Here is a 23,058-nt window from a genome sequence, read left to right as displayed (position 1 = left end):
GAACAGAGGCGGTGACGGCCGAACTGACCCGCCTCCGCCCCGGTCGCCACCCCAACACCCCAGACAAGGACTCCCTGCGCTCTGGCGGCCACTCCGATGCTCCGGACAAGGACCCCCCGCGTTCCGGCGGGCACTCCGATGTCTCGGGGAAGGGCTCTCCGCGCTCTGGCCGCCACTCCGGTGACTCGGACGAAAGTCCGCTTCGTACCGGTCGCCGCTCCGCGGGCCCGGGTAAGGGCGGTGAGCGCCCTGCGGACGCCTCTGCGGCCGGAGTTTCACGGTGGGATGAGCACCGTGGGGCCCTCGACGGACGGTTGCCCGCGAGTCTGGCGCTGTCCGGTCCCGGTGAGCACATCGTCGTGCAGCCGCTGGGCGGCGGGGCGCGGCCGCGCGGCTTCTTCGCCGTCGGGGCCGAGCACACCTTCTCGCCCGTCGCCCACACTGTGATCAACGCCGCCGGATCCCTGCTCACGCTGGCCGTCGAGCAGGGCGGCGCTCAGCGGGCGGCCGAGCTGCGCGTCCACACCGCCGTGCTGGAGTTGCTGCTGGCGGGGGCACAGGAGCAGGCACGCGCGGCGCTGGAGCCACTCGGGCGCAGACTGCCCGAGGAGCCGTTCGTGGCACTCGCGACCCCGGCCGAGGCCGTCGAGTCCCTCCCGACGCACGCGTTCGCAGCACCGCTCGGCCCGGGCCCGTCGGCTGGCGGTCCCGCGCTGTCGGGCGGTTGCGGGGCGCTGGTGGTCGCGCTGGTGGCCGAGCGGGTCGCGGACGAGGTCGCAGAGGCTGTGGACGGGCCGGTGGGGGTCAGTCTGCCGGCGGGCTACACCGAGCTGCGCGCTGCGCTCGACCAGGCGGGACGGGCGCTGGAGACGGCCGTGCGCGGTCGCCCGGGGGGCGGTGCGTCGAGGGGCGGGATATCGAACGGCGGGTCATCGAACGGCGGGTCATCGAACGGCGGGTCATCGAAAGGCGGAGTATCGAGGGGTGCCGACGAGGCCGGCGGGGTGGTGAAGTTCGGGGAGCTGGCCGGTCAGGGGTTGCTGGGGCTGCTGGACCCGGACGCCGCCCAGGCGTTCTCGGCCGCGCTGCTGGCCCCGCTCACCCGCTACGGCTCCCGCGCCGACCTGGTCGAATCGCTGCGCGCGTACCTGGAGAGCAACGGGCACTGGGACGCGGCGGCGCAGCGGCTGGGCGTGCACCGGCACACGCTGCGCTACCGCATGAAACGCGTCGGCGACCTGCTCGGCCGCGACCTGGACGACCCGGGAGCACGCGCCGAGCTGTGGCTGGCCCTGGAGGCCACCCGCCGCCGCTAGCCCTGCGGCCCGGGCGGGCGCACGAGCTCTGCCCGTCCGCCAGGTGGCAGGGGCTTGCGTTAGTCCTGCTTGTCGGCCATGTAGCAGTGGATGGTGGCCGTCGTGACCGCTTCGTACGTGCGGTCGTCGCGCAGGTGCCCGGCGCGTTCCAAGCTGATCGCCCCCTGGGCCGCCGACCACAGCGCGTCCGCGATCTTGCGGGGCTGGGTGGGGACCAGGTAACCGGCCGAGATGCAGTCGGCGATCACCCGGTCGAGGATGTTGAGGGCGGCACGGGCCAGGGTCCTGGCGCGTTCGCTGGGTTCGAAGCCGGGGATCGCCCGTTCGAACATGAGGCTGTAGTAGCCGGGCTCGGACAGGCACGCCTGCCGGTAGGCGGGGCCGAGTGCCGTCAGGTGCTCCAGCGGGTTGCGCCGTTGCGGCACCGCCTCCAGAAACCGCCGGAAACGCTCGAACCCCTCCAGATAAAGCGCCTCCGCCAGGCCCTCCCTGTTGCCGAACATCGTGTAGATGACGGTCGTCGTGCACCCGGCCTCGGCGGCGATCCTGCGCATGGTCAGACTGTCGGGTCCGTCCGTTTCGAGCAGGTTGACCGCCACGTCGAGGAGACGGGACCGAAGTTCGTCGTGGCTGGCGCGCTCACCGAGGAGGTAGGCGCCCTGCAACCCCAGCGGCGCCGACGTCATGAGGCCTCCCTCATGGCCAAGGATCTATGCGTCCTTGTGACCTCACGTCGTTCGGTCACGGGGCCCACGCCTTTCTCAGATCGGGGGCCCACCGCGCTGGAGACCCGCACCCGATGACTTAGCCAGGGCGGAGATCCCTCAAACCACTCCGCATGGTAAACATCCCGAATTAGGTCTACTTCCGTTACATCATGGGTATACACCAGAGCTTGTACTTAACGGTGAGCCCCGATGTGAGTGTTGTGCACTGTGGTGTGATTCCCCGACTTTCGGCTTGGCATAACGTCGAGGTATGGACGTGCGTACCTTCTGGCTGGCCGGCCGCCCAGCGACCGGGGACTCCGAGCTCACTGTCACCAATCCCCATGACGGCCGCGAGGTCGGCCGGCATTCCGTGCCCACCGACGCCCAGGTCGAGGAGGCCGTAGCGGCCGCCCACGCGGTGGCCGCGGAGGCCGCGGCGCTGCCCGTGCACGTGCGGGCCGAGGCGCTGGCCCATATCTCGCGCCGGATCGCCGAGCGGGCCGAGGAGATCGCCCAGCTCATCACGGCCGAGAACGGCAAGCCGATCTTCTGGGCGCGCGGCGAGGTCAGCCGGGCCATCGCCACGTTCCGCTTCGCCGCCGAGGAAACCCGCCGCTGGTCGGGCGAGGTGCAGCGGCTCGACACCGAGCCGACCGCGACCGGACGGCTGGCGTACGTGTCGCGGGTCCCGCACGGGCCCGTGCTGGCGATCACGCCGTTCAACTTCCCGCTGAACCTGGTCGTCCACAAGGTCGCCCCGGCCATCGCCGTCGGCGCGCCGGTCGTCGTCAAGCCCGCCCCGGCCACGCCGCTGACCGCGCTGCTGCTCGGGGAGCTGCTGGCCGAGACCGACCTGCCCGAGGGCATGTTCTCGGTGCTGCCGGTGGCCAACGAGCGCGCCTCCGCGCTGGTCCAGGACCCCCGGCTGCCGGTGGTGTCGTTCACCGGCTCGGCGCCCGTCGGCTACGCCATCGCCGACCAGGTGCCGCGCAAGCACGTGACGCTGGAGCTGGGCGGCAACGCGGCCGCGGTCGTGCTGGCCGACGCCGACCTCGACTGGGCGGCCCAGCGCATCGCGCTCTACTCCAACTACCAGGCCGGGCAGAGCTGCATCGCCGTGCAGCGGGTGATCGTCGAGCAGCCGGTCTACGACGCCTTCGTCGAGCGCCTCCTGCCGGCCGTCGGCAGCCTCGTCACCGGCGACCCGGCCGACGAGAAGACCCAGGTGGGGCCGCTGGTCTCGGAGGCCGCCGCGGAGCGGGTCGAACAGTGGGTCCAGGAGGCGGTCGCCGCCGGCGCCCGGGTCCTGGCGGGCGGCACCCGCGAGGGCACCACCTTCGCCCCGACGGTGCTGGCCGACGTCCCGCACGACGCCAAGGTGGCCTGCGAGGAGGTATTCGGCCCCGTCATGCTCCTGCAGCCCGTCGCCTCGGTGGACGAGGCCTACGCGGCGGTCAACGACTCCAAGTACGGCCTGCAGGCCGGTGTGTTCACCCGCTCCCTGGACGCGGCCTTCCGGGCGAACCGGGAGCTGAACGTGGGCGGCGTCATCATCGGCGACGCGCCGTCGTACCGGGCCGACCAGATGCCGTACGGCGGGGTGAAGGACTCGGGGATCGGGCGCGAGGGGCTGCACTCGGCCATGACGGACTACACGTACGAGAAGGTCATGGTGATGACGGGGCTGTCACTCTGACCGTCTCCCCGATGTCGTGAGCCGGATCCGGTGTGGTCAGCCGAGCAGGCCCTTCAGGATCCGGCGCACCCCCGGCCACTGGTCGCCGGCCGCGTGGTGGGCGTGACCGAGCGGCTGGAAGAACGTCCAGGCGGCCTGGCCGATGGCGACGCCCGCCGCGGTCCAGACTCCGCCCCGCCGGCCGCCCGAGAACGCGTTGCGGACGGTGAGCGCCGTGTCAGGACCGGGGCGTGCGGATGACGACGACGGACAGGCCGACGAAGGCCGCCAGTTGGATCCACATGCCCGCAGGCTACGCACGTTCCGCGCTGGACAGGAGGGCCTTGGCGGCGTCGCCGAGGTAGGGACCGTACATCGTGCGCGGGTCGTCGCTGTACTTGAAGCTGCTCAGCGACGTGATCGTGCCCCTGCCGGTGGCTGGGTCGAACTTGGTCATCCAAGGCCCGCCACTCGATCCCGCGGTCATGTCGCAGCCCAGGCCCTGGTCGCGGGTCTGCGCGTACGGGTCGTCCTTCAGCCGTCCCGCGCAGTAGACCAGGTGGCTCCCGTCGTACGGCGGGTCGGCGGGGTAGCCGAAGCCGAACGCCTGCCCGCCGCGCGGCTCGTTGAACGCGATCTGCTGCGTGCCCACCACGTCGGCCACGTGCCTGCCGCCGGCCGTGGCCAGCGCCACCATGCCCACGTCGTAGTTGTCGTCCCCGCTGCGCGACCACGGCCCGGCGACGAACATGCGGCGGGCGGGATATTGCCCGTACGGCCGCGCGCCGGTGGTCCCGTACCCGGGGACGAACGTCCAGTTGGCGGCCCACTCCCCGGTGCCGTCCTTGACGCAGTGCCCGGCGGTGACCACGACGTCCCGGTTGGCGCTCCGGATCGTGCTCGCCGAGCAGACGAAGTCGGCCCCGCCCACCGTCAGGAACACCCGGCCCGTGGTCCTGGCCACCAGGCCGCCCGTGACCCAGCGGGAGCCGATGGTGTGCGTCTCCGGTTTGGCCGCCGCCTGGCGTCGCGGCGCGGTGGGCCTGACTCTGCGCGCGGCGTCGGAGCGCTCCCCGGCCAGACCTCTCAGGAGGCCGCCTTCGCCGGTCACGGTGTCCAGCAGGCTGATCGGCAGAGCCGCCGCCATGCGCTGCGGCGTCCAGTAGGCGAGCACGCGCCGCAGCTCGGCGGTGCCGCTGGCGGCCACGTGCTCGACGATCTCGGTGCCCAGCGGTGCGACGGGGACGTCCTGCTGCGGTTCGGGCGTCGCGCCTGCGAGCGCGGGGCCCACCAGCCCCACCAGGAGCGAGGCGGCCGCAAGCAGGGGGGTGCTGAAGCTCATGGCCCCCGAGTGTGCACCACGAGATGTGTTCTTGTGACTACTTTCGGTGAATACCTCAGAGTGCGTTGGTGCTTTGAGCGGCTTGATAGAGGGACTGGGCGTCGTTTCCGAAATATGGGCCGAACATCCAGTTGGGGGCGAAGTTGTATTTGAAGCTGTTAACGGAGTTCTGGGTGCCGAGGCCGGTCGACTCGTTGAAATTCAGCAGCCACGGACCGCCGCTCGAACCGCCGGTCATGTCGCAGGTCAGGCCGTGGTCGTCGGTCAGCAGGAAGTCGTCGAACGCCCGGCCGCCGCAGTGGATCAGCTTGGAGCCGTCGTACGGGGCCACGGCCGGGTAGCCGAAGGCGTACATCTGCTGTCTTCGCTGCTGGTTGAAGGCCACGCCCTGGCCGCCCACGGTGCCGACCAGCGTCCTGCCCTCCAGCGGCGCGACCACGGCGGCGGCGACGTCGAAGTTGGCGTCCTCACTGGAACTCCACTGCTGCGTGGTCAGCAGCCGGGTGGCGGGCCAGGTGCCGAACGGGCGGTTGCCGGCGGCGTAACCCGGTACGAAGACCCAGTTCGTGTGGAAGGCGCCGTTCAGCTTCACGCAGTGGCCGGCGGTCAGCACGACGCTCTCGTTCGCGCTGGTGACCGCCGTGCCGGAGCAGGAGGCGTTCCTTCCCTGGGTGGTGAAGAAGATCCGCCCGGTGGTCCGCGCGACGGCGCCGCCGCCCGTCGGGGCCGCGCCGGAGCTCCTGGCCGCCTGCGGCTCGGCGCGGGCGCCGGTGGGCGGCGCCGTCCAGGGGGCGCCCTGGCCGGGCCTCGCCCCCTGCCTGGGACCGGGCGCCTCCAGCGGCTGGGCCGCCTCCATCCGCCGCTCGGTCCAGTACGTCTGGACCTGCCGCCGCTCGGACGCCGAATCCGCGGCCGCGTGCTGGGCCGGCTTCGGGCGCGCCGCCGACGCCGCAGCCCGCGCGCCGCCCGCGGAAACCAGGGTGGCGCTCGCCGCGGCGAGGGTGAGGAGGGGGAGCAGGGCGAATCTGCGGTGCATTTCGTACCTCCCAAAACCGGGGCCCGGGGTTGGAAGGTAGCCGCAGCAATATGCGAATTTCTCGGGACTTGCGCATCCGGATATGGCGATATTTCATCAGAAAGTAACTGCGTTAACGCGGGTCACATCAGCCAAGGCATTTCGACATCTCGGTGCCGCGTGCCCGAGTACGCCGCTCAGCGGGGACAATGGACGGGTGCATGCAGAGACCCTCCGCTCCGTCGTCGTCCTCGGCTCCACCGGCTCGATCGGCACCCAGGCCCTCGAGGTCGCCGCCGCCAACCCCGACGGCTTCCGGGTCGCCGGGCTCGCGGCCGGCGGCGGCAAGGTGGAGTTGCTGGCCAGGCAGGCGGCCGACTTCGGGGTGGAGGTCGTGGCGGTGGCCGACGCGGCCGCCGCGCCCGCGCTGCGGGACGCGCTGGCCGCGCACGGCGCCCATCCGGCGGTGCTGGCGGGCCCCGAGGGGGTCGCCGAGGTGGCCGGATGGCCGTGCGACACGGTGCTCAACGGCATCACCGGCGCGCTCGGGCTGACCTCCACGCTGGTCGCCCTTGAGGCCGGCCGCACCCTCGCGCTGGCCAACAAGGAGTCTCTGATCATCGGCGGGCCGCTGGTCAAGCGGCTGGCCAAGCCCGGGCAGATCCTGCCGGTCGACTCCGAGCACTCGGCGCTGCAGCAGTGCCTGTGGGCCTCGGGGCCGGGCGGCTACGATCCCGCGAGCGTGCGGCGGCTGGTCGTCACCGCGAGCGGCGGGCCGTTCCGGGGCATGAAGCGCGAGGAGATGGCCGACGTCACGCCCGCGATGGCGCTGGCGCACCCCACCTGGTCCATGGGCCCGGTGATCACGATCAACTCCGCCACCCTGGTCAACAAGGGGCTGGAGGTGATCGAGGCGCACCTGCTGTTCGAGCTGGAGTTCGACCGGATCGAGGTGGTCGTGCACCCGCAGTCGGTCATCCACTCCATGGTCGAATACGTCGACGGCTCGACCGTCGCCCAGGCCAGCCCGCCCGACATGCGCCTGCCGATCGCGCTGGCGCTCGGCCACCCGCGCCGCATCCCGGGCGCCGCACGGGCCATAGACTGGACCACGGCGCACACGTGGACGTTCGAGCCGCTCGACGACGTGGCGTTCCCGTCGGTCGCGCTGGCCAGGCACGTGGGCGGCGAGGGCGGCACCGCGCCCGCCGTCTACAACGCCGCCAATGAGGTGTGTCTCGACGCGTTCATGCGGGGTGAGCTGCCGTTCCTGGGGATCGTCGATACGGTGGCCAAGGTCGTGGAGGAGCACGTGGTCACCCCGGCCTCGACCGTCGAGGAAGTGCTGGCGGCCGACGCCTGGGCGCGAGCCCGTGCGTCGGAGCTCACATCCGGACACTCCCGCTGACTACCTAAACTGGAAAGCGTCGTCACAGTAAGGGTTGAAATGTCTTCTGTAGCTCTCGGCATCCCGACAGTGCGCCCCAAGCCGCTCGCCGAACGCCGACACTCACGTCAGATCATGGTCGGCGACGTGCCCGTCGGAGGGGACGCGCCGGTCTCGGTTCAGTCGATGACGACCACGGTGACCGCCGACGTCAACGCCACGTTGCAGCAGATCGCGGAGCTGACGGCGTCGGGTTGCCAGATCGTGCGGGTGGCGGTGCCGTCGCAGGACGATGCCGAGGCGTTGCCGATCATCGCCAGAAAGTCCCAGATTCCGGTCATCGCCGACATCCATTTCCAGCCGAAGTACGTGTTCGCGGCCATCGAGGCGGGCTGCGCGGCGGTGCGGGTGAACCCCGGAAATATCAAGAAATTTGATGACAAGGTGGGCGAAATCGCCCGGGCGGCGGCCGACTCCGGCGTGCCCATCCGCATCGGCGTCAACGCGGGCTCCCTCGACCCTCGCCTGCTGCAGAAATACGGCAAGGCCACGCCCGAGGCGCTCGTCGAGTCGGCGTTGTGGGAGTGCTCGCTGTTCGAGGAGCACGGGTTCCGGGACATCAAGATCTCCGTCAAGCACAACGACCCGGTTGTCATGATCAACGCGTACCGGCTGCTCGCCACCAAGTGCGACTACCCGCTGCACCTGGGCGTCACGGAGGCCGGACCCGCCTTCCAGGGCACCGTCAAGTCCTCGGTGGCCTTCGGCGCCCTGCTCGCCGAGGGCATCGGCGACACGATCCGCGTCTCCCTGTCCGCCCCGCCGGTGGAGGAGGTCAAGGTCGGCGCCCAGATCCTGGAGTCGCTCGGGCTGCGCGAGCGCGGCCTGGAGATCGTCTCCTGCCCGTCGTGCGGCCGGGCTCAGGTGGACGTCTACACCCTGGCCGACCAGGTCCAGGCCGGGCTGCAGGGGATGAAGGTCCCGCTCCGGGTGGCCGTCATGGGCTGCGTCGTCAACGGCCCCGGCGAGGCCCGCGAGGCGGACCTCGGAGTGGCCTCCGGCAACGGCAAGGGCCAGATCTTCGTCAAGGGCGAGGTCATCAAGACGGTGCCGGAGTCGCAGATCGTGGAGACCCTGATCGAGGAGGCCATGCGCCTGGCCGAGGAGATGGGCATCGAAGTGGACGCGGACGACGAGGACTCCGCCCCTCAGGTCGTGGTCGGCTGACGGATCCGGGCCCAGACCCGGTGCCCTGACGCGTCGTCGCCGTCATACCCGACCTGATCGGCGATCGCGGCGACGACGCTCAGCCCTCGCCCTCGCTCGGCAGTCACCGGACAGCCGAGGTCGAAGCGGGAAGGTGCGCCGCCAGATCAGTCCGCCCGGACTCAAGCCGATCATCGCGTTGACGTGCTCGCGCAGGACCGTCTCATCGCGCTGCCTGGGGATGAGCGAGGTCTCGATGAGATTGGTCATCTCGCGCGCCTTCCGGTAGGGGTCGGGTTGTCGGCCATGCGTATGGTGGCGCGCACGTCACGCCCGCTGGACCCCCCACCTCCCGACACCGGACTACTGCATGCGAAACCGAGGCTGACCAGCGGAAATCCGCTGATCGTGCGGTCCTGATCCCCCTCAAGGTCATCAACGTTCGATCATTTCGTGGTCGGATGACTACAATGGGTGCGCAATCCCAGGTGAGAGGGGTGCGTGATGTCCGGCGAGGGCTATCGGGTGCTGCTTCGGGCTCGTTCGTGGAGCAAGTGCCTCCGCGAGAAGGGCTTCACCTGGGATCAGATCGCTACCGTCCTCGCGCTCACTCATGCAGTGAGTGCGCTGCGGCTGTACCGGCTGGCTCACGGCCGCACCGCCGCCGACGTGGTGGCCATGGTCAACGACGCCGACCCGGCGGGCACGGCCTGCATGCGGGAGGCGCGGCTCTACGATTTCGAGACCTGGCCGGGGGCCGGCCGCCGGCCGCCCGCCCGTCTCCTGGCCGTACTCGCCAGGATTTACCAGACCACCGCGAGGAGCCTGGTGTGCGGTGAGGATTTCGCGTCCTACTGCTGCGCCGACCGCGACCTGATCGACGGCTCCGACTTCCGCCATCTCGACGCCAACCAGGATCGGGCGGGCCGTGTCACCATGGAGTCGAGCGCAGGAGTCACGCCCGCTGACAAGCCGCTCCTGGACGCCTCGGCGTGCGTGCGGTTGCTGCGTGCCATCGGCGTCGAGGAGACCGACGTGAAGCGACGCGAACTGCTTTTCGAGCTTGCCCTGGTGCTGGGCGGGACGCGGGCACTGGACTTCCTGCGGGTGCTCACTCCCGATGAGGGCGAACGGCTGGCCGGGGTGCTTCGTGGTACCTGGCAGGTGGACGAGGCGACGGTTCGCATATTCGAGAAGCTCACCATGCACGCCCGTCAGGCCGACGACCTGTATGGGCCCGCGACGTTGCTGCCGGTGGTGAACGAGCATCGCTCGGCGCTGGCCCGAGTCCTCGCCCGTGAATCGATGCCGCCGGTCCTGCACGACCGACTGCTCGGCTCATACGCGCAGATGTCGCAACTCGCGGGATATCTCGCTTATGACCTGCTCGACTACACGACAGCCGAGGACGCGCTGAACGACGGGCTACGGGCGGCGCTCGACCTCGGCGACCCGACGCTGATCAGCTACCTGCACTGCTGGATGGGCAATATGGCCGCCTATCAGGAGCGCGCGTCCACGGCATTGGACCACGCCTTCGCCGCGCAGAGCTGGACCGCTCGATCGCGGAGCAAGTTGTTGCGGGCGATGAACGACTCGCTGCTGTCCATCGCGCACCGTAGCCCCGGACAAGCTCGCGCCATCTCACATGGCTGATTGAGCATACGGCAAACGCGGATCCGCGACACTCCCTATGCTCACAAGTGTCACGCTGACACCGACGGCCGTTTGACCGCCGTGACCAGCGCGAGGACGCCGAGCGCGACGGCCGTGACCACGAGCAGCGCGGCGGTTCTGCCGAAGCGATAGCGGCGCAGGGGACATCCTCGGGAAGGAGCCGACCAGGGCTGGAACAAAGGCGTCCAAACCCTAGTCAGCTACCGCGAAGACGATCAAACATCGGTTGGGTAACAGGGGAAAACGCTCGCTTTCCCTACTACCCGACCGCCTGCTGGACGCGGACCCTCAGCAGGGCGTGAAGAAGACCTTCGGCATGCCCGTCACGTCTCCCCACTGGCCCGGCGGCTTGCTGCATCCGAACCAGCGCTGTCCGATGACCTGTTCGCCGCTGTAGTAGCTGTAGACGATGAGGAGGTCGCCCCCCGGTGGGGGAGGAGGAATGGCGTGGGCCGGGGTCGCGCCGGCGGTGAGCACGCCGGCGGTCAGGATCGCCGCTGAAACCCCTCGCTTGATTGTCATGAAGGTTCCTCCAGACCGATCGGGGCCTGCGGGCCAGGGCGAATCGCCGAGGCCGGATGCGTGATCTGGCATCACGTTATCCGCGTTCGATCAAGGGTGCCAGCGGCAGTTGATTCCCTGGCGAAAATGCAGGTGACCGGCGGGTGGGGCGGGCGTGACAATACGTCCTATGTCTCAGGCCATACTGCGAAGCGATCGCATCAAGCTTGTCCCGCTGTCCGACGAACACCTTGAGCACGAAATCGAGCTCGACGCCGACCCCGAGGTCATGCGTTATCTCGGGAACGGCTGTGCCCGTACTCGTGAGGAGGTCGAGGCCCTCCACCGCCAGCGGCTCGCGGTCGCGAGCCGGGTTGCCGGGCTCGGCTTCTGGGCCGGTTTCGTGGACGGGCAGTTCGTCGGCTGGTGGATCCTGGAGCCGCCGGAGCGCGCCGACCAGGGGCCGGTCGAGGGGCAGGCCGAACTCGGTTACCGGCTGCTGCGCCGCCACTGGCGCCGGGGGTTGGCGAGTGAGGGAGCCCGGGAGCTTGTCCGACACGGGTTCGAAGACCTTCGGCTGACGCGCGTCTTCGCCGAGACCATGGCGGTCAACGCCGCCTCCCGTGCCACGATGGCCGCGATCGGTATGCAGCATGTCCGGACGTTCCATATGGACTGGGACGATCCCATCCCCGGGAGTGATCTCGGTGAGGTCGAATATGCGATCACCCGAGCGCAGTGGATCTCTTCTCAGGCGACGAAACCCGTGACCGGGTAGGTGTTCTGGAAGGCGAGGCGGGCGTCGGCGGTGGCGGCGATCTTGGTGAGCAGGTCGTCCAGGTCCATGAAGACCTGCCGGCACTTGCCGATGTCGTGGGTGGCGGCGCCGAACAGGACCGCCTCCCGGTCCACCGCGACCTCCGGGTGGTGGTCGGCCAGCCAGGAGAGCAGGTCGAGGGCCGCGTCGTGGACGGCGCGCAGGTGGGCCGCCAGCCGGGGTGGGGCGTCCAGCTCGCGCAGCAACTCCTCTGCCCGGCGGGGGAGTGGGGGCGGGGGCGGGTCGGTGAGGGCCTGGTGGAGCCCTGGGGGAGTGGTCACGGTGCCACGATAGGCGCGGCACGGCGACGGGGGCGGGAGGGGCGCGGCACGGCTGCCAGCCAGTGGCGCGGCCCTTCGATCCGCTGGTCGTCGATCACACTGTGCAATGGGGCGATTACAGATTGGCAAGCCTTTCTCCATACCCGACGCCCTGACCTGGTGATCGCGGGAGCATCGCAAGGCGTATGACATGGAGGGGGCCGGGTGAAGCGGGTCGTTGGGGTTGTCGCCGGGATCGTCGTGCTCGTGACCGGATTGGTGAGTACGGACGGGACCGCGGTTGCGGTTCAGTCGTGGAAGGCACCGGCGCCGCCGGTCTGGGGGGCCTGCCCCAGGGCGGCGGAGAAGGCGGTGTCGGCGAACGTCGAGTGCGCGACGCTCAGCGTGCCGCTCGACTACCGCGAGCCCATGGGACAGTCGATCAAGCTGGCGCTCAACCGGGTCAGGGCGAAGGTGCCCCGGGACGCCAACCATCTGGGCACCCTGCTGGTGAACCCGGGCGGGCCGGGGGCGGCGGGGCGCGATCTCACCGAGTTCGTGTCCACGCAGCTTCCGGACGGGCTCGGCGAGCGATACGACGTCGTCGGGTTCGACCCGCGGGGGGTCGGCGGGAGCGAGCCGTCCCTGCACTGCGTGGATCCGGACGTCTACTACAAGGCCCCGCGGCCCGACGCCGTGCCGCGCGGGCCGCAGGACGAGCGGGCGCTGCTGGCCAGGGCCCAGGAGTACGCCGACAACTGCGGCAACTTCTGGGCCTGGCTGCTCCCGCATCTCACCACCGAGAACTCCGCCAGGGACATGGAGTCCATCCGCGCCGCCCTGGGCGAGGAGAAGATCAGCTACCTCGGCTACTCGTACGGCACCTACCTCGGCGCCGTCTACGCCACGCTCTTCCCGAGCAGGGTCAAGCGGCTGGTCATGGACAGCACCGTGGACCCGACCGCCGTCTGGTACAGGTCCAACCTCAGGCAGGACCAGGCCTTCGAACGCCGCCACCGCGACTTCCTCGCCTGGACCGCCCGGCACAACTCCGTCTACAAGCTGGGCGCGACGGCCTCGCAGACGAGGTTCGCCTACTACGCCATGCGTAACCGGCTGCGCAACCACCCTGCCGACGGCATCGTGGGCCCGAGCGAGCTGGACGACACCTTCACCATCGCCGGCTACAGCAGCAGGGTGTGGCCCGAGTTCGCCCAGGCCTGGTCCTCGTACGTACGCGAGGGCGATGTGCACGGCCTGCGGGCGATCTACGAGAAGCACGGCAAGCAGGACACCGAGGACGAGAACGGCTACGCCGTCTACCTGGGCGTGCAGTGCAGCGACGCCCAGTGGCCGCGCCGGTGGGAGCGGTGGCGGACCGACATGACCCGCCTGCACCCCCGGGCGCCCTTCCTGACCTGGCCGAACGCCTGGTTCAATGCCCCCTGTGCCTTCTGGCCGGTTCACGGCCGCCAGTCGGTCGACGTGAAGGGGTCCTCGAAGCTGCCGCCGATCCTCATCATCCAGTCCCGGGGTGACGCCGCGACCCCGTACCGGGGTGCGATGTCGATGCTCAAGCTGTTCCCGAGCGCGCGCATGGTGCTGGACCGGGGTGGCAACCACGGCGTTTCGCTGGTGGGCAACAAGTGCGTGGACCGGTGGCTGGGCGCGTACCTGAAGGACGGGTCGCTGCCGCGGCAGAGCGTGTCCTGCGCGGCGATGCCGGAGCCGCAGCCGGCCGCCCGCATGGCCGGGCGGCAGTCGCTGCCGCTGCCGGGGCTGCTCGGGATTCTGGGGGTTGTGCCGGGAGTGTGACGTCAAGAAAGGGTTACTGTGGGCAGCGCCGGATGAGCCAATCGGTAACCCTTCGCGTAGTCTGACCATGTGATGCTGCGTACATCGGCGTCGCGCGTGCTCGATGACAGCGACCGGGACGAGGTTCTCGCCCTGCTGGACGCCGATCCGGTCGCCAACGTCTTCGTCTCCTCACGGGTGCGGGCCGTCGGACTCAACCCGGCCCGGCTGGGTGGGCAGATGTGGGGGTTCGGGCCGCGTGGTGGCCTCGTGTCGCTCTGTTATGCCGGGGCCAACATGGTGCCGGTCAGCGCCGGTCCGGAGGCCGTGCACGCCTTCGCCGACCGTGCCCGCAAGCAGGGGCGGCGCTGCTCGTCGATCGTGGGGCAGGTCGACGCGGTCTCGCTGCTCTGGGAGCGGCTGGAGCCGCACTGGGGCCGGGCCCGCGCGATCCGCTGGGCCCAGCCGGTCATGGCGACCTCCCGCAAGCCGCCCGTGCCGGCCGACCCGCTCGTCCGCCGGGTGCGGCCGGACGAGTTCGACGTGCTGCTGCCGGCGTGCGTGGCCATGTTCACCGAGGAAGTCGGGGTCTCGCCCAACCTCGGTGACGGTGGCGCGCTCTACCGGACCAGGGTGGCCGAGCTGATCAGGATCGGCCGGTCCTACGCTCGCATCGACGACGGGCGGGTGGTGTTCAAGGCGGAGATCGGGGCCGTCACCCCGCACGCCTGCCAGATCCAGGGCGTCTGGGTCGCCCCCGAGCTGCGGGGCAGAGGGTATGCCGTGGCGGGCATGGCCGCCGTGGTGGAGGCCGCGCTCGGCTGCTTCGCCCCCGTGGTGTCGCTCTACGTCAACGACTTCAACCAGTCGGCGCGGGCCGTCTACCGCAAGGTGGGCTTCCACGAGATCGACACGTTCATGTCGGTGCTGTTCTAGAGAATCGGCCGAAAGTACCGTACGGGCTGTCGCGAACCGTCCTTTCGACCCGTGCCGCGGTCGCGGGCGGGTCCGTGACCATGAGGCCCATGCCACATGAACACTCACCTGTCGCGGCGCCCGCCGACTCCCGGGCCGATGCCGGTACGCGGCCCCGCATCATGGCGCTCGACGTGCTGCGCGGGTTCGCGCTCTGCGGGATCCTGCTGGCCAACGTCCGGCCGATCGCCCACGTCGGCGACGCCCTCGTGGCCGTGGTGCCGGAGAAGGGGACGGGCGGCGACTGGCTCGGCCTGCTCGTCGACCAGCGCTTCTACCCGATCTTCTCGCTGCTGTTCGGCGTCGGGTTCTCGCTGCTCCTGGAGTCGGCCGGGCAGCGCGTGCCCCGCCCGCGGCTGATCCTGCTGCGCAGGCTGCTGGCGCTGCTGGCGCTGGGGCTGGCGCACATGTTCCTGCTGTGGTGGGGCGACATCCTGACCGTCTACGCCCTCGTCGGCCTGGTGGTGCTGCTCCCCACGTCCTGGTTGCCGCGCTGGGCCGTGGCGGGGCTCGCCGCCGCGCTCCTCGCCACCGCGCTGGTCATCTCCGGCGGGTACTACGCGATGATCCCGGGGCTGTTCCTGCTGGGTTCGGCGCTGACCAGGTACGGGGTGATCGGCCGCATCGAGCGCTCCACCTGGGTGCCGGCCGGGCTCTGCCTGGCCTTCGCGGCGGGGGCGGCGCCCCTCGTGCGGGCGCAGATCGACACGGGCGACCCGGTCGCGATGACCGCGGCCGGGCTGCTGCTGGCCGGCGCGTACGTCTGCGCCCTGCTGTTCCTGCTCAGGACCCCGCTGCGGCCGGTGCTGCGGGCCGTCTTCGCGCCGCTCGGCCGGATGGCGCTGACCAACTACCTGACCGCGACGATGCTCGTCCTGGCGGTCGCCCGCGCCATGGACGGCCCGCCGGAGCGGTGGTCCACGGCGACGGTGGTGCTGATCGCGGGTGCCATCCTCGCCGTCCAGTGGGCGTGGTCCACGCTGTGGTCGCGGCGCTACCGGCAGGGGCCGCTCGAATGGCTCTGGCGCTGGGCCACCTGGGCCCGCCGCCCGCCCCTGCTGGTTTCCCAGCGTTAGACGCGGACCAGCTTGTCGAAGAGCCTGGCCAGCTCCGTGTCCGGGTCCACTGTCAGGCCCGCGTGCACCGGGCCCGACTGCACGATCGTGCTGCGCGGCGCCGTCAGCCAGCGGAACCTGCCGCCCAGCGACTCCACGGCCAGCGGGCCGGGCTCGTCGCCGCAGGCCAGCTCATAGGCGCTGAGTGCCCGGCGCACGGCCTCCACGTCGGCGCCGGGGTCCAGGCAGCGCAGCCGGACCGGGTCGAGCGCGACCCGCGCGCACAGGTAGTCGCGCGGCTGGCAGTAGAGCAGCACACCCGCGTTGATCTGCTCGCCCCGCTCCACCCGCGGCACGACCCGGATCACCGCGTATTCGTAGACGTCCCTGGTCATCGGGCGCCTCCCCGCCAGAACGCGCCGACCGAGCCCGGGCCCGGCCCGCGTTTTCTCGATTCCGTACGGACCAGCCACTCGCCCGGCCCGTGCGCCCGCTGGAGCAGGTGATCGACGTAGGCCGCGCGCACCTGCCCGGCCGAATCGAACCCGGGCTCGCCGTCCAGCCACTCGTCGGGCACCAGGGCCGTCACGGCCTCCAGCAGCTCCCGGGTGATCTGCCCGGCCAGGTGAGCGCCCGCGCCCGGCACGTCGGCGGCATACGGGGCGAGCACGTGGTCGGCGGCGTCGAACGGGCGCTGCGGGTCGGCCGTGCGCCAGTTGTGGTGGAACCAGAGCGCCGCCCCGTGGTCGATCAGCCACGTGTCGCGATGCCAGATCAGCAGGTTGGGGTTGCGCCAGCTCCGGTCGATGTTGTGGATCAGCCCGTCGAACCACACCACCCTGGCGGCGAACACCGGATCCGCCACCCAGGCCAGCGGCTCGAACCCCAGCGCCCCCGGCAGGAAGTCCACCGCCAGGTTGAGGCCGGTGCTGGCCTTGAGCAGGTCCTGGACCTCCTCGTCCGGCTCGCGCACGCCGAGTTGCGGGTCGAGGTCGATGAGCTTGAGCTCCGGCGTCCTGAGCCCCAGCCGTCGGCCCAGCTCGGCGGCGATGATCTCCGCGACGAGCACCCGCCTGCCCTGCCCCGCCTCCCGGAACTTCACCACGTATGTGCCCAGGTCATCGGCCTCGACGACGCCAGGCAACGAACCGCCCTCCCGAAGCGGGGTCACATATCGGGTGGCCGCGATCCTTTCCAGCACAAGTCGAGGCTATCGCCCCCGGTGACCCGGTTGGTGCGGAGCGTGGTCCGGCGGTCCCGTCAGCCGGCCGCGGGGCGCTGGAACGGGGCGAAAGGGTGCTCTCGGGACGCCTGACGGCGGATCATGGAGAACCTCGCGCGGGGTTCCTAGCCCTTGGCGATGATCTCCTCGGCGAAGCGTTCCATGGTGGCGAGCTTGAGCTCCAGGGTGCCCTCGCCGTACTGGGACTTCTCCTCGGGGGTGGCCAGCCACCACGGGGCGGCCAGCGTTCCCGTCACGCCCTTGGCGGCGAAGCGGCGGTAGGTGCCGGCGGCCGGGAGCACCGCCAGCGGCGCGATGATGTCGAACGGCCCGGTCCTGCCGTGCTCGTCGAGGTGGCGGCGCAGCGTGTCCAGCACGGGGTCGAGCTGCTCCTCGGTGTAGATGCGGTTGCCGATCCAGCCGTCGCCCAGCCGGGCGGCGCGGCGCAGCGCCGCCTCGCTGTCACCGCCCACGTAGACGGGCACGGGCCCGGCCGGGGTCGGGGAGATCGACAGCGGCGGCAGGTCGTCCACGGTGACCGTCTCGCCCGCCCAGAGCGCGCGCAGCACCGGCAGCATGGCGTCCAGCCGCCGCCCCCGCGTGTGGAAGTCCTGCCCGGTCCCGTCGAACTCCTCCTTGCACCACCCCACCCCCACCCCGAACGTCACCCGCTCGTGCGACAGCACCGCCGCCGTGGACACCTGCTTGGCCACGGTGAACAGGTCGCGGGCGGGGGCGATGTAGACGTTGGGGGAGAAGCGCAGCGTCGTCGTCACCGCCGCCATGGCCCCGATCGTCACCCACACGTCCGGCCAGTGCGTACGCGCGTCCCAGCGCGGCCGCCCCGACCGCGAGTAGGGGTAGGGCGAGGCGAAGTCGGTGTAGAAGAGATGGTCGGACAGCGTCAGTGTGTCGAACCCGCACCGCTCGGCCGCCCGCGCCAGCTCCACGAACTGCCCGGTGTCGACGAACGAGGCCCCCAGCCAGAACTTCATCGGAACTCCGGGATGACGTTGGTGGCGAACAGCTCCAGGTTGCGCTTGACCGTGTCCAGCGGCAGGACCCCCTGCTGCCCCTGCATGTAGAGGCCGAACCACTCCAGGTCCGGCATCCGGTCCAGCATGCGCTGGATGCCGCGCTTGACGTCGTCCGGGGTGCCGAACAGCGCCATCTCCACGTCCCGCATGCGCCTGGCGTCGCCCTTCTCCGGGGAGATGGGCTGGTGCCGGTCGTCCTCCTTCTTGCGCAGCACCTCCAGGTAGCCGAACGGGCCGAAGAAGGCGGCGAAGTCCTTGGGGATGCCGCGGCCGAAGGTGTTGACGGCCTCCTCGGTGGTCTCCCCGATTCCGACGATCTTGAGGATGCCGGTGTGCTCGCCCAGCCGGTAGTGCCGGCCGTGCTTGGCGGACTCCTCCTGGTACAGCTTGGCCTTGGCGGCGTGGTCGTCGGGGTCGGGGGTGAACAGCCACGGCAGGATGTTCTCCTGGGCGGCCCTGATGACCGACCGGTCCGAGATCGTGAACGGCTGCCACAGCTCGGGATGGGGCTCCTGATACGGCCGGGGACAGACGGAGACGGCCCGTACCTTCCCGTCCTCGGAGAGCTCGTCCGGCGCGCCGAACGTGCGGGTCCATTCCTGCGCCGGCCAGCCCTCGATGCCCTCGTAAGGGTAGGGCACCTGGTAGTCCAGCACGTCGGACCTGTAGCGGACGGTCTCCTGCGTCCACGCCATCTTCATGATCTTCAGTACTTCGCCGAAGACGTCGAAGTTGCGTGTGTCGGTCGCAGAGCCGTCAGAACGCGCGGCGGCGGCCTGCCAGCGCTGGCCCAGGACGTTCATCCAGCGGTTCTGGTAGCCGCGGGCGACGCCGAGCCGCAGCCGTCCCCGGCAGAACTGGTCGAGCAGCGCCACGTCCTCGGCCGCCCTGATCGGGTCCCAGGCGGGCAGCACGAGCCCGAGCGGGGCGAGCAGGATGCGCTCGGTCCTTGCGGCCAGGTCGGTCAGGAACATCAGCGGGTTGACGGAGAACTCCATGCCCTCCGAGTGGAAGTGGTGCTCGGTCATCATCAGCGCGTCGAACCCGACCCGGTCCGCGTGCACGGCTATCTCCCGCACCTCGTGCAGCAGTCTCTGGTACGACTCCGTGTCCCGCCCGATCGGGCGCCTGGCCCTGGCGTTGTCCTCGGCCGCGTATCCAGAGCCTGGAATCTGGGGATTCAGGAAGATAGAGAACTTCACCGGAGCCTCTTTCCGCGGGATGGTCTTCTGCAAGGTACTCTGGAGATCCTAACCGAGCAATCGCTTGGTTAAACGGCCGGAGGACGCCACCCCGTTTGCGCCTCGGCACGGCGGCTGCGGCGTCAGGGCGCCTGCCGAACGGGCTGGGCGAGGTGGTGCTGCCGATCCTGTACCGATACGCGGCCCTTAGGGGAGGCGCGGCATAATGGTGGGATATGTCCGAGCTAACCCACGATGACCCCCGGGTGCTGGGAGAGTACCGGTTGTCGCGCAGGCTCGGCCAGGGCGGCCAGGGCGTCGTCTATCTCGGCTACTCGCCGCAGGGGGCACCGGTCGCGATCAAGCTGCTGCACGCCGCGCTGTCGGGGGACCCGGAGGTGCGGCGCAGGTTCCTGGTCGAGGTCGACGCGGTGCGGCGGGTGGCGGCGTTCTGCACCGCGCAGGTGCTCGACGCCGACCTCGACGGCGACCGGCCCTACCTGGTCAGCGAGTACGTCGAAGGGCTCTCGCTGCGCGAGCACATCGAGACCAAGGGGCCGCGGACCGGCGGCTCGCTCGACCGCCTGGCCATCGGCACCGCCACCGCGCTGGGGGCGATCCACCGGGCCGGGGTGGTGCACCGGGACTTCAAGCCGGGCAACGTACTGCTCGGGCTCGACGGGCCGCGGGTGATCGACTTCGGGGTGTCCCGGCTGGTGGACGCCGCCGCCACCAACAGCATGAACCCGGTCGGGACGCCGGCGTACATGGCGCCCGAGCGGCTCGAAGGTGAGCCCGCCGGGCCCCCGGCCGACATGTGGGCGTGGGCGCTGACGGTCGGCTACACGGCGACCGGGCGGCACGCGTACGCGGGCGGGACCTACCAGGAGGTGCTGGCCCGGATCCTGTACGGGAAGCCGGACCTGGACGGGTTGAGCGGGCGGTTGCGCGAGATCGTGGAGTCCTGCCTGGTGCCGGATCCGGGGGAGCGGCCGGACGCGGAGGAGGTGCTGGGGCAACTGCTGGGGCTGACCGCGGTCAGGGGTGGGGACCTGCTGTCGTCCGGCGCCCTGGCCGCCGTCGGCGCCCCACCCGCATCCGCACCCGCAGACTCCGGCGCCACGCCTGAGGCCGGTGGTTCGCTCGCCGGCTCCGGCGCCGCGTCTGCGGCCGGCGGCTCGCTCGCCGATCCTGGCCCTTCGCCCGTGGTCGGTGATGCTCCGGTCGATCCTGCCGCGCTGAGGTCCGGCTCGGCATCCGTGCGTCGGCGGCCGCCGACCGGTCGTGCATTGATCGCGCAGCTCGGGCCGGGGACGGGCGGGCCCGGGCCGATCGAGGACCCCGACCCCACCACGAGCTTTCCCGTCGTCCGTCCCACCGCCCCGCGCAGGCGGGTGCGGGTCTGGCAGGTCGTCGTGGCGGTGGTCGGGCTGGCCATGGCGGTGGCGGGACTCGTGTTCTGGCTGCGCGGCGCCCAGAGCCCCGGGCTGGAGGGCACGTGGACGGGGTCGGCCGAGCATTTCACCGCGAACCGGGTCTTCCCCGTCGAACTACGGCTGCACTCCGGTGGCGGGGACATGCGGTGGGGCGCCGACCTGCACTGCTCGGGGCGGGTCGGGCGGGCCGGCGGCGGCATGGTCTTCACGCTCCACCAGGTCACCGGTGACGAGTGTCATCCGGGGACGCTGCGGATGTTCCCGACGGACGACTCGGAACGAATGAGCTTGCAAGTAATCCGGAATGGCCAGGATAAAGTGACATATTCCGGCACAGTCGCCCGGATCTCCTGACAGCGCTGTGTCACGGTCAGGCGGCGATTGTCCTGCGCACCGTTGACTGATCGCCACCGGTTGCATTCAGTAGAGAGCAGGAATGGGGTGGCGGCGAGGGGAGGCGCCCCGTGCCAACGGCACAGCCGCTCAGGACGGGGGACCCGCGGCGACTCGGGGAGTACGCGCTTTCCGGACGGCTGGGTGAGGGTGGTCAAGGCACGGTGTTCCTCGGTTCGAGGGACGGCGAGGCGTACGCGGTCAAGCTGCTGCACGGCCCGGTGGGGGACGAGCAGGCGGCGTTCTTACGGGAAGTCGAGCTGGCCAAGCATGTGGCCAGGTTCTGTACGGCCCAGGTGATCGATGCCGGGTTCGACGAGGGCCGGCCGTACATCGTGAGCGAATACGTGGACGGGCCCTCACTGCAGCGGGAGGTCGCGCTCACCGGGCCCCGGCGGGGCGGCGCGCTGGAGCGGCTGGCGGTGAGCACCGCGACCGCGCTCACCGCGATCCACCGCGCGGGGATCGTGCACCGGGACTTCAAACCGCAGAACGTGCTGCTCGGCTCCGACGGGCCCCGGGTCATCGACTTCGGCCTGGCCAGGGCGCTGGACGCGGCGGCCACGGTGAGCGGGCGCGGGGTGGGGACGCCCGCGTACATGGCTCCCGAGCAGATCACGGCGCTGGCCGTCACGGGGGCGGCGGACGTGTTCTCGTGGGGCGCCACGATGTGCTTCGCGGCCAACGCCACGGCGCCGTTCGGGCAGGACTCGGTGGCGCCGGTGCTGCACCGCATCCTGACCGCGCCGCCTGAACTGGGCCTCCTGGACGGGCGGCTGCGCACGCTGGTGGACGCCTGCCTGGACAAGGACGCGCGCAACCGGCCGACCAGCAGGGAGTTGCTGTTCGAGCTGCTGGGAGAGGCGCCCGACGTGCCGCCCGAGGTGCTGAGCTCGCCGCCGGCCCACATCCTGCGTGCCCCGTCGTCGCTGGTGCCCGAACCGCGACCACCCCTGGCCCAGGCGGAGGCCACGGGCGCCTCCGGGGGCTATCAGCTGCCCGACGCGACGACCGAACCGGGGAACGAGCCCCCCGAGCAGGCCGGTGGACCGGCGAGCGTCGGTAGTGGGCCCGTGGCGCCGGAATGGTCCGGGGGCGCGGGTGGCGGGCCCGTGGCGCCGGAGCGATCCGGGGGCGGGTGGTCCAGGGCGGCGCTCGCGGTCAGCGTGGCGCTGGTGGTGACGGCCGCCGTGCTGTTCGCCGTGGTCGTGCCCGCGATGGACGACCGGGGCACGCAGGCGGCCGGGCCACCGGCGTCGCCCACCCAGTCGGAGACGGTGACCTCCGAGCCCCCGACGGAGAAGTCGTCACCACCCACCAGAACCAAGGAGCCGGAGCCGTCCCGCCCGCCCACCACCGCGGCTCCGCCGGTGGTGCGCCCGGCTCCGGTCACGGTCGCCGTCCCGGCGCTGGTGGGGATGGACCGGGCGGCGGCGTCCAAGGCCGTCAAGCGGGCCGGGCTGGTGCTGGGGGCCGTCACCAAGGTGGACTCGCCGCAGCGGATCGGGCAGGTGCTGAGCAGCAAGCCCGCCCCCGGCACCGCCGTGAACAAGGGCAGCACCGTCGCGCTGGGAGTGTCGGCCGGGCTGGCCGTACCGTCCGTGACGGGCATGCAGCGCCAGGCCGCCGAGGCCGCGCTGACCGGTGCGGGCCTCACCGTCGGGGCCGTCACCCGATCCTGCTCGGACCGTCCGTCCGGGCAGGTGCTCGCCAGCAGGCCCGAGGCGGGCAGCCGGGTCGCGGGCGGCACCCTGGTGGCCCTCACGGTGGCGCGCTACGGCGCCGCGGTGCCGTCGGTGGTCGGCCGCTCCCAGGAGGACGGGCGGTCGGCGCTGGTCGGGGCGGGGTTCACGGTCCGGTCCAGGGGACAGGTCGTGGAGGACGAGTCGCGGGTGGGTACGGTGCTCAGCCAGAACCCGCAGCCGGGCGGGTGCGCCAGGCCGGGCGCCGCCGTCACGATCGTGTACGGCCTGCCGAGCCGGCCGGACCCGGACCCCGGCGAGCCCTCACCCACCCCCACCCCAACGGGCCGCGCCTCGCGCGGTTGATCACCGGCGGC

Annotated in this window: 21 protein-coding genes; 11 read left to right on the top strand and 10 right to left on the bottom strand. The window is 71.1% G+C overall.

Annotation, left to right across the window (positions count from 1 at the left end):
- Positions 1 to 11 precede the first annotated feature (11 nt).
- Positions 12 to 1,316: a helix-turn-helix domain-containing protein gene (locus tag ABGB18_RS26935; RefSeq protein ID WP_347698399.1), complete on the top strand. Its 1,305-nt coding sequence runs from the start codon at positions 12 to 14 to the stop codon at positions 1,314 to 1,316.
- A gap of 59 nt (positions 1,317 to 1,375) precedes the next feature.
- Here the strand turns inward: ABGB18_RS26935 and ABGB18_RS26930 are convergent, their stop codons facing one another.
- Positions 1,376 to 2,002, bottom strand: a complete 627-nt coding sequence (locus ABGB18_RS26930) for a TetR/AcrR family transcriptional regulator (RefSeq protein WP_347698376.1) — start codon at positions 2,000 to 2,002, stop codon at positions 1,376 to 1,378.
- 292 nt (positions 2,003 to 2,294) lie between these two features.
- On the opposite strand from ABGB18_RS26930, the gene ABGB18_RS26925 reads away from it, so the two are divergent.
- A complete protein-coding gene (locus tag ABGB18_RS26925) occupies positions 2,295 to 3,722 on the top strand; it encodes an aldehyde dehydrogenase family protein (RefSeq protein WP_347698375.1) in 1,428 nt (475 codons plus the stop codon).
- 36 nt (positions 3,723 to 3,758) lie between these two features.
- On the opposite strand, the gene ABGB18_RS26920 is transcribed toward ABGB18_RS26925, so the two are convergent.
- The 3 genes from ABGB18_RS26920 to ABGB18_RS26910 are packed head-to-tail and all read right to left on the bottom strand — an operon-like array spanning position 3,759 to position 6,079.
- Entirely contained in the window at positions 3,759 to 4,022 is a 264-nt protein-coding gene (locus ABGB18_RS26920) for a LysE family transporter (RefSeq protein ID WP_347698374.1), read from the bottom strand.
- Entirely contained in the window at positions 4,015 to 5,043 is a 1,029-nt protein-coding gene (locus tag ABGB18_RS26915) for a trypsin-like serine protease (RefSeq protein ID WP_347698373.1), read from the bottom strand. Before ABGB18_RS26915 ends, ABGB18_RS26920 begins: the two co-directional genes overlap by 8 nt.
- 55 nt (positions 5,044 to 5,098) lie before the next feature.
- Complete coding sequence (locus tag ABGB18_RS26910; protein WP_347698372.1) at positions 5,099 to 6,079, bottom strand: peptidase; 981 nt, start codon at positions 6,077 to 6,079, stop codon at positions 5,099 to 5,101.
- Positions 6,080 to 6,275: 196 nt separating this feature from the next.
- On the opposite strand from ABGB18_RS26910, the gene dxr reads away from it, so the two are divergent.
- The 3 genes from dxr to ABGB18_RS26895 all read left to right on the top strand — a co-directional run bounded on the left by dxr (position 6,276) and on the right by ABGB18_RS26895 (position 10,307).
- Positions 6,276 to 7,466 (top strand): 1-deoxy-D-xylulose-5-phosphate reductoisomerase, encoded by a 1,191-nt coding sequence (gene dxr, locus ABGB18_RS26905; RefSeq protein ID WP_347698371.1) that lies wholly within the window; start codon positions 6,276 to 6,278, stop codon positions 7,464 to 7,466.
- A 39-nt stretch (positions 7,467 to 7,505) separates the two neighbouring features.
- Positions 7,506 to 8,672, top strand: coding sequence for a flavodoxin-dependent (E)-4-hydroxy-3-methylbut-2-enyl-diphosphate synthase (gene ispG / locus ABGB18_RS26900; RefSeq protein WP_347698370.1), 1,167 nt, complete (start codon positions 7,506 to 7,508; stop codon positions 8,670 to 8,672).
- A gap of 483 nt (positions 8,673 to 9,155) precedes the next feature.
- Positions 9,156 to 10,307 (top strand): hypothetical protein, encoded by a 1,152-nt coding sequence (locus ABGB18_RS26895; RefSeq protein WP_347698369.1) that lies wholly within the window; start codon positions 9,156 to 9,158, stop codon positions 10,305 to 10,307.
- A 309-nt stretch (positions 10,308 to 10,616) separates the two neighbouring features.
- On the opposite strand, the gene ABGB18_RS26890 is transcribed toward ABGB18_RS26895, so the two are convergent.
- Complete coding sequence (locus ABGB18_RS26890; protein ID WP_347698368.1) at positions 10,617 to 10,850, bottom strand: hypothetical protein; 234 nt, start codon at positions 10,848 to 10,850, stop codon at positions 10,617 to 10,619.
- 169 nt (positions 10,851 to 11,019) lie between these two features.
- Here ABGB18_RS26890 and ABGB18_RS26885 point away from each other — a divergent pair, with 169 nt between their 5' ends.
- Positions 11,020 to 11,607: a GNAT family N-acetyltransferase gene (locus tag ABGB18_RS26885; protein WP_347698367.1), complete on the top strand. Its 588-nt coding sequence runs from the start codon at positions 11,020 to 11,022 to the stop codon at positions 11,605 to 11,607.
- On the opposite strand, the gene ABGB18_RS26880 is transcribed toward ABGB18_RS26885, so the two are convergent.
- Positions 11,580 to 11,927, bottom strand: a complete 348-nt coding sequence (locus ABGB18_RS26880) for a hypothetical protein (RefSeq protein ID WP_347698366.1) — start codon at positions 11,925 to 11,927, stop codon at positions 11,580 to 11,582. The two genes, ABGB18_RS26885 and ABGB18_RS26880, sit on opposite strands and share 28 nt — an antisense overlap.
- Positions 11,928 to 12,131: 204 nt before the next feature.
- On the opposite strand from ABGB18_RS26880, the gene ABGB18_RS26875 reads away from it, so the two are divergent.
- The 3 genes from ABGB18_RS26875 to ABGB18_RS26865 all read left to right on the top strand — a co-directional run bounded on the left by ABGB18_RS26875 (position 12,132) and on the right by ABGB18_RS26865 (position 15,751).
- Entirely contained in the window at positions 12,132 to 13,721 is a 1,590-nt protein-coding gene (locus tag ABGB18_RS26875; protein WP_347698365.1) for an alpha/beta hydrolase, read from the top strand.
- A 72-nt stretch (positions 13,722 to 13,793) separates the two neighbouring features.
- Positions 13,794 to 14,636, top strand: a complete 843-nt coding sequence (locus ABGB18_RS26870) for a GNAT family N-acetyltransferase (protein ID WP_347698398.1) — start codon at positions 13,794 to 13,796, stop codon at positions 14,634 to 14,636.
- Positions 14,637 to 14,725: 89 nt separating this feature from the next.
- Positions 14,726 to 15,751, top strand: coding sequence for a DUF418 domain-containing protein (locus ABGB18_RS26865; RefSeq protein WP_347698364.1), 1,026 nt, complete (start codon positions 14,726 to 14,728; stop codon positions 15,749 to 15,751).
- On the opposite strand, the gene ABGB18_RS26860 is transcribed toward ABGB18_RS26865, so the two are convergent.
- The 4 genes from ABGB18_RS26860 to ABGB18_RS26845 all read right to left on the bottom strand — a co-directional run bounded on the left by ABGB18_RS26860 (position 15,748) and on the right by ABGB18_RS26845 (position 19,191).
- Positions 15,748 to 16,125, bottom strand: a complete 378-nt coding sequence (locus ABGB18_RS26860; RefSeq protein ID WP_347698363.1) for a DUF3037 domain-containing protein — start codon at positions 16,123 to 16,125, stop codon at positions 15,748 to 15,750. The two genes, ABGB18_RS26865 and ABGB18_RS26860, sit on opposite strands and share 4 nt — an antisense overlap.
- Entirely contained in the window at positions 16,122 to 16,931 is an 810-nt protein-coding gene (locus ABGB18_RS26855) for a HipA family kinase (RefSeq protein WP_347698362.1), read from the bottom strand. The genes ABGB18_RS26860 and ABGB18_RS26855 overlap by 4 nt, the downstream gene beginning before the upstream one ends.
- Positions 16,932 to 17,077: 146 nt before the next feature.
- Positions 17,078 to 17,947 (bottom strand): TIGR03619 family F420-dependent LLM class oxidoreductase, encoded by an 870-nt coding sequence (locus ABGB18_RS26850; RefSeq protein ID WP_347698361.1) that lies wholly within the window; start codon positions 17,945 to 17,947, stop codon positions 17,078 to 17,080.
- A complete protein-coding gene (locus ABGB18_RS26845) occupies positions 17,944 to 19,191 on the bottom strand; it encodes an LLM class flavin-dependent oxidoreductase (protein ID WP_347698360.1) in 1,248 nt (415 codons plus the stop codon). The genes ABGB18_RS26850 and ABGB18_RS26845 overlap by 4 nt, the downstream gene beginning before the upstream one ends.
- A 215-nt stretch (positions 19,192 to 19,406) precedes the next feature.
- Between ABGB18_RS26845 and ABGB18_RS26840 the strand changes: the two genes are divergently transcribed.
- Both ABGB18_RS26840 and ABGB18_RS26835 read left to right on the top strand, forming a co-directional pair.
- Positions 19,407 to 20,960, top strand: a complete 1,554-nt coding sequence (locus ABGB18_RS26840) for a serine/threonine-protein kinase (RefSeq protein ID WP_347698359.1) — start codon at positions 19,407 to 19,409, stop codon at positions 20,958 to 20,960.
- Positions 20,961 to 21,070: 110 nt separating this feature from the next.
- Positions 21,071 to 23,047 (top strand): PASTA domain-containing protein, encoded by a 1,977-nt coding sequence (locus tag ABGB18_RS26835; RefSeq protein ID WP_347698358.1) that lies wholly within the window; start codon positions 21,071 to 21,073, stop codon positions 23,045 to 23,047.
- The last annotated feature ends 11 nt before the right edge of the window (positions 23,048 to 23,058 follow it).

The organism is Nonomuraea sp. B12E4 (assembly GCF_039871825.1).
GTDB lineage: Bacteria > Actinomycetota > Actinomycetes > Streptosporangiales > Streptosporangiaceae > Nonomuraea.
Note: the sequence above shows the minus strand (reverse complement) of the source record. Positions and strands in the feature narration are given on the sequence as shown.